Raw genomic sequence first — 7,301 nt, 5'->3', positions numbered from 1 at the left:
TTACCTCTATAATTGTTTTATAATATGAAAAAATGGGATAAACTTAAGAAATATTGGCTCGTTTTCGTCAGAAAGTTGTACCTTTGTTCCCATATTGATTTATAAAAACTAATTTGTATTATGGTTAAAATCACTTTCCCGGATGGTTCTGTTCGCGAGTATGAACAGGGCGTAACCGGACTTCAAATCGCAGAGAGTATTTCACCGGCTCTCGCCCGCAACGTTGTATCTTGCGGGGTTAATGGTGTAACAACCGAGTTAAACCGTCCTATTAACGAGGACGCAACTATAGCTCTGTATAAGTTTGAGGACGAAGAAGGAAAGCACACGTTCTGGCATTCTTCGGCTCACTTGCTTGCAGAGGCATTGAAAGAACTCTATCCCGGTATTCAGTTCGGCTTCGGTCCTGCTATCGAAAACGGCTTTTTCTACGATGTACAAACCGCTGACGGACAAGTTATATCGGAAAACGACTTACCGAAGATTGAGCAGAAAATGCTCGAATTGGCAAAGAACGACTCTAAAATCGTTCGTCGTGAAGTATCAAAGGCTGACGCTATAAAAGAGTTTACCGCCGATGGACAAGAGTATAAGGTGGAGCACATCGTCGAAGACCTCGAAGATGGCACTATTTCAACTTATTCGCAAGGCAATTTCACCGACCTTTGCCGCGGTCCTCACCTTATGTCTACGGGCGCAATCAAAGCCGTTAAGCTTACAAGCGTGGCCGGTGCCTTCTGGCGTGGCGACGCAAAGAGCGACCAGCTGACACGTATTTACGGTATCACCTTCCCCAAGAAGAAGATGCTCGACGAGTATCTCGTAATGTTGGAGGAGGCAAAGAAGCGCGACCACCGCAAGATAGGTAAGGAAATGGAACTCTTTATGTTCTCGGAACGAGTTGGAAAGGGTCTTCCCATCTGGTTGCCGAAGGGCACACAGCTCCGTCTCCGCTTGCAAGAGGTGCTCCGTAAGCTGCAACGACCATACAATTATCAAGAAGTTATCACCCCGGGAATTGGTGGAAAGAACCTTTATGTTACGTCCGGGCACTATGCTCACTACGGTAAGGACGCCTTCCAGCCCATTCAGACACCTGAAGAAGGTGAGGAATATATGCTCAAACCGATGAACTGCCCTCACCATTGCGAAATTTTTGCATACAAGCCACGCTCTTATAAAGACCTTCCGCTGCGTATTGCAGAGTTCGGAACAGTGTTCCGGTACGAGAAAAGTGGCGAATTGCACGGCTTAACCCGCGTTCGCACCTTCACACAAGACGATGCTCACCTCTTCGTGCGCCCCGAACAAGTAAAGAAAGAGTTTGAAGATGTCATCGATATTATTCAAAAAGTGTTTGTAACATTCGGCTTTGACAACTACGAAGCACAGATTTCGCTCCGTGACCCTGCCGATAAAGAAAAGTATATCGGCTCTGATGAGATATGGGAAGAAAGCGAACGCGCCATCAAAGAAGCGTGCGAGGAGAAAGGACTTAATGCAAAGGTCGAGATTGGCGAAGCTGCGTTCTATGGTCCGAAGCTCGATTTCATGGTGAAAGATGCCATCGGACGTCGTTGGCAGTTGGGTACTATCCAAGTAGACTACAATTTGCCCAACCGATTTAAATTGGAATATACGGCAGAAGACAACACGAAGCAGACGCCTGTGATGATTCACCGTGCGCCGTTCGGTTCGTTAGAGCGTTTCACGGCTGTGCTCATTGAACACACTGCAGGGCATTTCCCATTATGGCTGACACCCGACCAAGTTGCCATTCTTCCTATTTCAGAGAAGTATAACGAATATGCAAAAGAAGTCCGGCAGTTCTTTGATGCCAACGGTGTGCGCGCTTTGTTAGACGACCGCAACGAGAAGATAGGGCGTAAGATACGCGACAACGAGTTGAAGCGTATTCCTTATATGGTAATTGTAGGCGAAAAAGAAATGGCAGACGGCTTGGTTTCTATGCGCCAACAAGGTGGTGGCGAGCAAGCAACAATGAGTAAGGAAGACTTTGTACAGCGCATTCAGAACGAAGTAGCCGGACAACTGAAGAACTTAGACTGATTTTCTGTTACCTATTTATAATAGGTGCAAAATCATTAGGAATTGACATAAGTATCCAATCGAGGTACAAACTCCCAAGGGCTTTATTGATTCATCAATATTGTTTCAGGAGTTTGTACCTCGATTTTTTATATTTATATTGTACCGGAATACCACACATTGCAAATATTTTTCTCGGTTCGGTAGAGTTTTATCAGCTATTATTCCCTTTTGTTGTTTAACCTCAATCGGTCATTAGTTTGAGGTAGGTCTTATATAAAAACCATGATGGTTTTGTAAAGATAATTCTGAAGAAAAATGATAATTTCGATTTGGCGTTGCGAAACCGTAGGTTTTGCGATGTAAAACCTACGCTTTTACCGTGCAAAACCTACGGTTTCGCAACGCCAAACAATAGGTTTTGCAACGCATTGATAATAAGTTGGTTACGCAACAGATATTCTTGTGAAAAATATTTACGTTTTTATGGGCTTATTTTCGCCTATGCAATAACATTTGGAGGCGATACAGTGAGAACTTACCCCCCAATCTTTCTAATGGCCGATTGGGGTTTAAAAAGTTCCGATTTTAGTAGAAATTATAGATGTTAAGCAAGAAGGAGAGGGGGCTGAACGAAACAACAGATTGCAGATACCGAAGTTTCGGAATTGCAATCTGTTGTTGTTGGGTTTGGTAAGTATCAGGTTGTATGGCTGTGCGTTGTAACAACCATATACGTCATGCGCTGTTCCTTTAGGGTTCCATACTTGGTATTGCGTCCGCATTGCCGGCATCTGCGGTGCCGTTGCCTTCGAGTTTTTCTTTCAGGAAGTCGAGCATCAGGCGGACAGCCTTATTGGTGGCAATGGCAAGATTGATGTCGCGCCCGAAGTCTTCGGTGAGTTTAAACGTTCTTACTTCATCTTTGTCGCCGTAACCAATCCATACTGTGCCGATGGGAGCATCGGATGTGCCACCGCTTGGCCCTGCTGTTCCTGTTACGGAGATGGCATAATCCACTTGCAAAGTGTTGATAGCACCGCTCACCATCTGTCGTGCCACTTCCTCGCTGACGGCTGTGTGTTCGTGCAAAGTCTCGGCAGAAACACCGAGCAACTGTGTTTTAACTTCATCGGAGTACGACACAATTCCGCCCTTGAAATAGTTTGATGCACCGGGAATGGCGATAATGGTTTCGCTAACACGGCCGCCCGTGCAGCTTTCGGCTGTTCCGAGCGTGTAGCCCGATGCGTAGAGTAGGTCGCCTATCTGGCGTGATAATATTCTGCTTTCAAATTCCATAGTCGTTTATTTCTATTCAAATGTAACCTTACTGAATGCGGGCAAGTCGATGGTAGCAAACTTGCCGTCGCGATATTTGAACGTTCCAACGCTGGCAATCATGGCTGCGTTGTCGGTGGTATAGCTGAACTTCGGTATGTATATCGTCCAGCCGAAGCGTGCAGCGTGGTCGTGGAAAGCGTTGCGCAAGCCGTTGTTGGCTGACACGCCACCGGCTACGGCAACGTGTTTGATGCCTGTGTCTTTTACTGCCTTGCGTAATTTTTTCATCAAGATGTCTACAATGGTGAACTCAAGGCTTGCGGCGAGGTCGTTCTTGTGGTGTTCTATGAAGTCGGGATCGTCCTTTATCCACTCGCGAAGGTTATAAAGGAACGACGTTTTCAGCCCCGAGAACGAATAATCGTAGCCCGGTACGTTGGGTTCGGCAAACTTATAGGCTTTCGGATTGCCCTGACGAGCCAGCTTATCGATAATCGGACCGCCGGGATAGCCTAATCCCATGACCTTCGAACATTTGTCGATGGCTTCGCCGGCTGCGTCGTCGATGGTCTGTCCCAACACTTCCATGTCGTTGTAGGCATTCACTTTGACAATCTGCGAGTTGCCGCCGGAAACCAAAAGACAGATGAACGGAAACGGCGGTTGGCTGTTATCGTCGTCGGTTTCCTTGATAAAGTGGGCAAGAACATGCCCTTGCAGGTGGTTTACGTCGATGAGCGGAATGCCCAGCGAACGTGCAAAGCCTTTGGCAAAGCTGACTCCGACGAGCAAACTGCCCATGAGTCCGGGTCCTCGCGTAAAGGCAACGGCAGACAATTGTTCCTTTGTGATGCCTGCCCGCTTTATGGCTTGGTCTACAACAGGTACGACATTCTGCTGGTGTGCCCGCGATGCCAGTTCCGGAACTACCCCTCCGTATGCCTTATGCACGTCTTGCGAGGCAGTAACATTGCTGAGAATGACACCGTTGCGCAGCACCGCCGCACCGGTATCGTCGCAGCTGCTCTCTATACCTAATATATATATATCCTGATTTTTCTCCATTGTTGTTTTCTTGTTGCGTCGATAACGCTTCATTTCGGTTGTCTTTTTCCCCTGTGTTTTGGGGAGAAAGACTTTGCTTCGGTATTGTTCTTTTAATACGTAAGTATCTCCAATCCGTGTTCAGTCATCAGGAACGTGTGCTCCCATTGTGCCGAAGGAAGCTCGTCGCCCGTAATAACTTCCCAGCCGTATGGGTCGTCTGCATCGATGAAAACTTTCCACGTGCCTTGGTTAATCATTGGTTCGATGGTGAAAACCATACCCGGAACGAGCAACATGCCTGTGCCTGCGTATCCGAAGTGGGGTACTTCAGGCTCTTCGTGGAAGTCGAGTCCCACGCCGTGCCCGCACAAATCGCGCACCACACCATAGCCGTTCTTCTTCTCAGCGTACCTCTGAATGGCGTGCCCGATGTCGCCTACGAACGAGTAAGGCTTCGCTGCTTCCATGCCGATTTCGAGACATTCTTTGGTAACACGCACGAGTTTTTCCTTCTCGGGAGTTGTTTTCCCGATGATGAACATACGGCTTGCGTCGGCATAATAGCCATCAACGATGCACGTCATGTCTACGTTTACGATGTCGCCCTCTTGCAGAACGTCCTCTTTCTTGGGAATTCCGTGGCACACCACTTCGTTTATGCTGGTGCAGACGCTTTTCGGAAAGCCCTCGTAGTTGAGGCATGCAGGCGTGGCATTGTGCTCTTTGCAGAACTCCATACATATATCGTCAATCTCTTGCGTGTTCATTCCCACGTGTATAGCGTCGGCAACAGCGTCCAAGCAGCCTGTGTTTACAACACCTGCACGGCGGATTCCTTCAATTTGTTCGGGTGTTTTTATAAGGTTTCGAGTAGGCACGAGTTTGCCTTTCTTCTCGAATTCCATAATTTTCTTATCCATTTCGGTGGGTTCCTGTCCCGGCAGACAGTGCCACCTTCTCTTCTTTAATATCATTGTTACCGTTTTAAACTTTTCTGCAAAAGTACTATAATAAATATAGATAGCAAAGAAAAACGGCTCATTTTTGCCACCCGATACTTCTAACTGTGAATGCAAAAACCGGCTGTCGTGCTTGTTCTCTTTCTCTTTTCCGACGTCCTTGCAGTTTTAAGCTGCAAGTACTTTTGTGCAATAAAGCGCAATTTATATTCAAAGAGGCTTGATATAAATCAAATAAAGGTAAATTAAGAAATATTTTTCGGACATTATTTGCAGTTTTAAATGTTTATATCTATCTTTGCTTATAAATCAAAAGCTAATTAAAAAGCAAAGAAGCTATATGATAAGGTAAAGATTGAATGTTCAGGTTAATGCGTAAAAATCTTTAGAAAAGAGCAGCGATGCTCGATAAGTGTTTATATTTAAGTTAATAAAACGTTTTCTTCAGTAAGAGTTAATAGATTAGGTAAGAAGAAGATTGCATCAGGATAACATTTTTGTTCCAATAGCTTTATTCCATTGCCAAATAGGTTTCGTTATCTGTTTGTATTTGTTGCATTTCTCGTTTTATAGATGGAAATCAGATAATAAATCTGTAAATATTTTTCGAGAGCATAGCTATTGCATAACTATCTTGTTATCAGCGCATTGCAAAACCTATTGTTTTGCATTGCGAAAGCGGCTGTTTTGCGATGTAAAACCTACGGTTTTACCGTGCAAAACCTACGGTTTCGCAACGTCAAATCGCAATTATCACTTTTTAAGAGAATTATCTTTACAAGATTAGAAAGCATAGGCTGCCATGCCTGCAAGCGGTTAATAATAAAGCGTCGAATAACATTTTTTCGGTAAAAACAGTGTCTTTCAAAAAAAAAATATTATATTTGCAATAATAATATATGGTGAGACGCATGAGTCAGCCAATCTAAAATCGAAAACAATGAAGCACCTAAGTTTTGCCATAATAGCTTGTCTTTTCTCTCTTGTGCTATCGGCGCAAGAGGTACAAACCTTTCAGTTAATAAACGATACGGGTATGAAAGCCGTGGTAAGCAACTATGGCGCACGTCTCATACAGCTCGAAGTGTATAACTGGAATGGCAGATTGGAACCTGTAATAAAAGGTTATAAACATATATCCGACTACAAGAACAATCCGATGCTTGGTGCAACGATGATGAGTATCGACGGAAAGGTAAGTCCTGCGCTGTCCGATAAGGTTTGGGAAGTAGTCAGCGCAGACCACCAAGCCGTAACTTTTCGTTATGTTGCAGACAGCAAAGACGGTGAATTTGACGGCAAAATGAATTTCTCGGTAACCTATACGCTGTCCGACCAGAACGCACTCGACATTGATTACCGAATGACTTCCACTGCTCCAACGCGCTATAAACTTACCAACGGCATCGTTTTCAATCTGTCGGGCGACCCCAATCGCTCTATTCTGAAGCAACATTTGTGGATAGATTCGCATAAAACGAATGTCTTCGATACGGATATGATGCTTACGGGCGAGCAAGAAAACGTGCGCTATACGCCGTTGAACTTCATTCAACCGAGAGAATTGGGCGAACGTATCAACGATTTGCAAAACGGATACAACCACGCTTTTCAGTTGAGACACCCTGCCAATGTGCAGAAACCCGCTGCCATTCTTTTCGATGCACAGAGCGGCAGAGTGATGACGGTGTACACATACGAACCTACTTTGCGCATAAACTCATACGGCAGAAACAGTACGGGCATTTCTTTCCAACCTCTTCACACCGGCTACGATGAGAACAAGGAAAAGATAAGTACAAATATTAACCCGGGACAGGTGTTCCATGCCGCAACGGTATTTATCTTTACGACCGACCCTCCTTTAATAATGAAGAAGGAACATACACAGGAATAAAATCATAGAAAAGATTAAATACTTTTAATTTCTTTGGCTGTTAAGTTCCAATATCCTAAATTTGC

General features: G+C 45.0%; 5 protein-coding genes. 2 read left to right on the top strand and 3 right to left on the bottom strand.

From position 1 onward, the window contains the following. Positions 1-120 precede the first annotated feature (120 nt). Entirely contained in the window at positions 121-2,070 is a 1,950-nt protein-coding gene (gene thrS, locus JCM15124_RS02970; protein WP_024998230.1) for a threonine--tRNA ligase, read from the top strand. 732 nt (positions 2,071-2,802) lie between these two features. On the opposite strand, the gene JCM15124_RS02965 is transcribed toward thrS, so the two are convergent. The 3 genes from JCM15124_RS02965 to map all read right to left on the bottom strand — a co-directional run bounded on the left by JCM15124_RS02965 (position 2,803) and on the right by map (position 5,354). Next, positions 2,803-3,351 (bottom strand): CinA family protein, encoded by a 549-nt coding sequence (locus JCM15124_RS02965; RefSeq protein WP_024998229.1) that lies wholly within the window; start codon positions 3,349-3,351, stop codon positions 2,803-2,805. 12 nt (positions 3,352-3,363) lie between these two features. Beyond that, positions 3,364-4,398 carry a tRNA (adenosine(37)-N6)-threonylcarbamoyltransferase complex transferase subunit TsaD gene (tsaD, locus tag JCM15124_RS02960; RefSeq protein WP_024998228.1) on the bottom strand — a complete coding sequence of 345 codons (1,035 nt, stop codon included), beginning with the start codon at positions 4,396-4,398 and terminating at the stop codon, positions 3,364-3,366. A gap of 92 nt (positions 4,399-4,490) precedes the next feature. Beyond that, positions 4,491-5,354: a type I methionyl aminopeptidase gene (gene map / locus JCM15124_RS02955; RefSeq protein ID WP_024998227.1), complete on the bottom strand. Its 864-nt coding sequence runs from the start codon at positions 5,352-5,354 to the stop codon at positions 4,491-4,493. A gap of 925 nt (positions 5,355-6,279) precedes the next feature. On the opposite strand from map, the gene JCM15124_RS02950 reads away from it, so the two are divergent. Next, positions 6,280-7,236, top strand: a complete 957-nt coding sequence (locus JCM15124_RS02950; protein ID WP_024998226.1) for an aldose epimerase family protein — start codon at positions 6,280-6,282, stop codon at positions 7,234-7,236. The last annotated feature ends 65 nt before the right edge of the window (positions 7,237-7,301 follow it).

Origin of the sequence: Prevotella falsenii DSM 22864 = JCM 15124 (assembly GCF_000613945.1) — a bacterium.
In the GTDB taxonomy this organism is placed as follows: domain Bacteria; phylum Bacteroidota; class Bacteroidia; order Bacteroidales; family Bacteroidaceae; genus Prevotella; species Prevotella falsenii.
Note: the sequence above shows the minus strand (reverse complement) of the source record. Positions and strands in the feature narration are given on the sequence as shown.

What these genes read in the sequence shown, in the direction of transcription:
- thrS (WP_024998230.1), top strand. Translation starts at nt 121, where the DNA reads ATGGTTAAAATCACTTTCCCGGATGGTTCTGTTCGCGAGTATGAACAG.
- JCM15124_RS02965 (WP_024998229.1), bottom strand. Translation starts at nt 3,351, where the DNA reads ATGGAATTTGAAAGCAGAATATTATCACGCCAGATAGGCGACCTACTC.
- tsaD (WP_024998228.1), bottom strand. Translation starts at nt 4,398, where the DNA reads ATGGAGAAAAATCAGGATATATATATATTAGGTATAGAGAGCAGCTGC.
- map (WP_024998227.1), bottom strand. Translation starts at nt 5,354, where the DNA reads ATGATATTAAAGAAGAGAAGGTGGCACTGTCTGCCGGGACAGGAACCC.
- JCM15124_RS02950 (WP_024998226.1), top strand. Translation starts at nt 6,280, where the DNA reads ATGAAGCACCTAAGTTTTGCCATAATAGCTTGTCTTTTCTCTCTTGTG.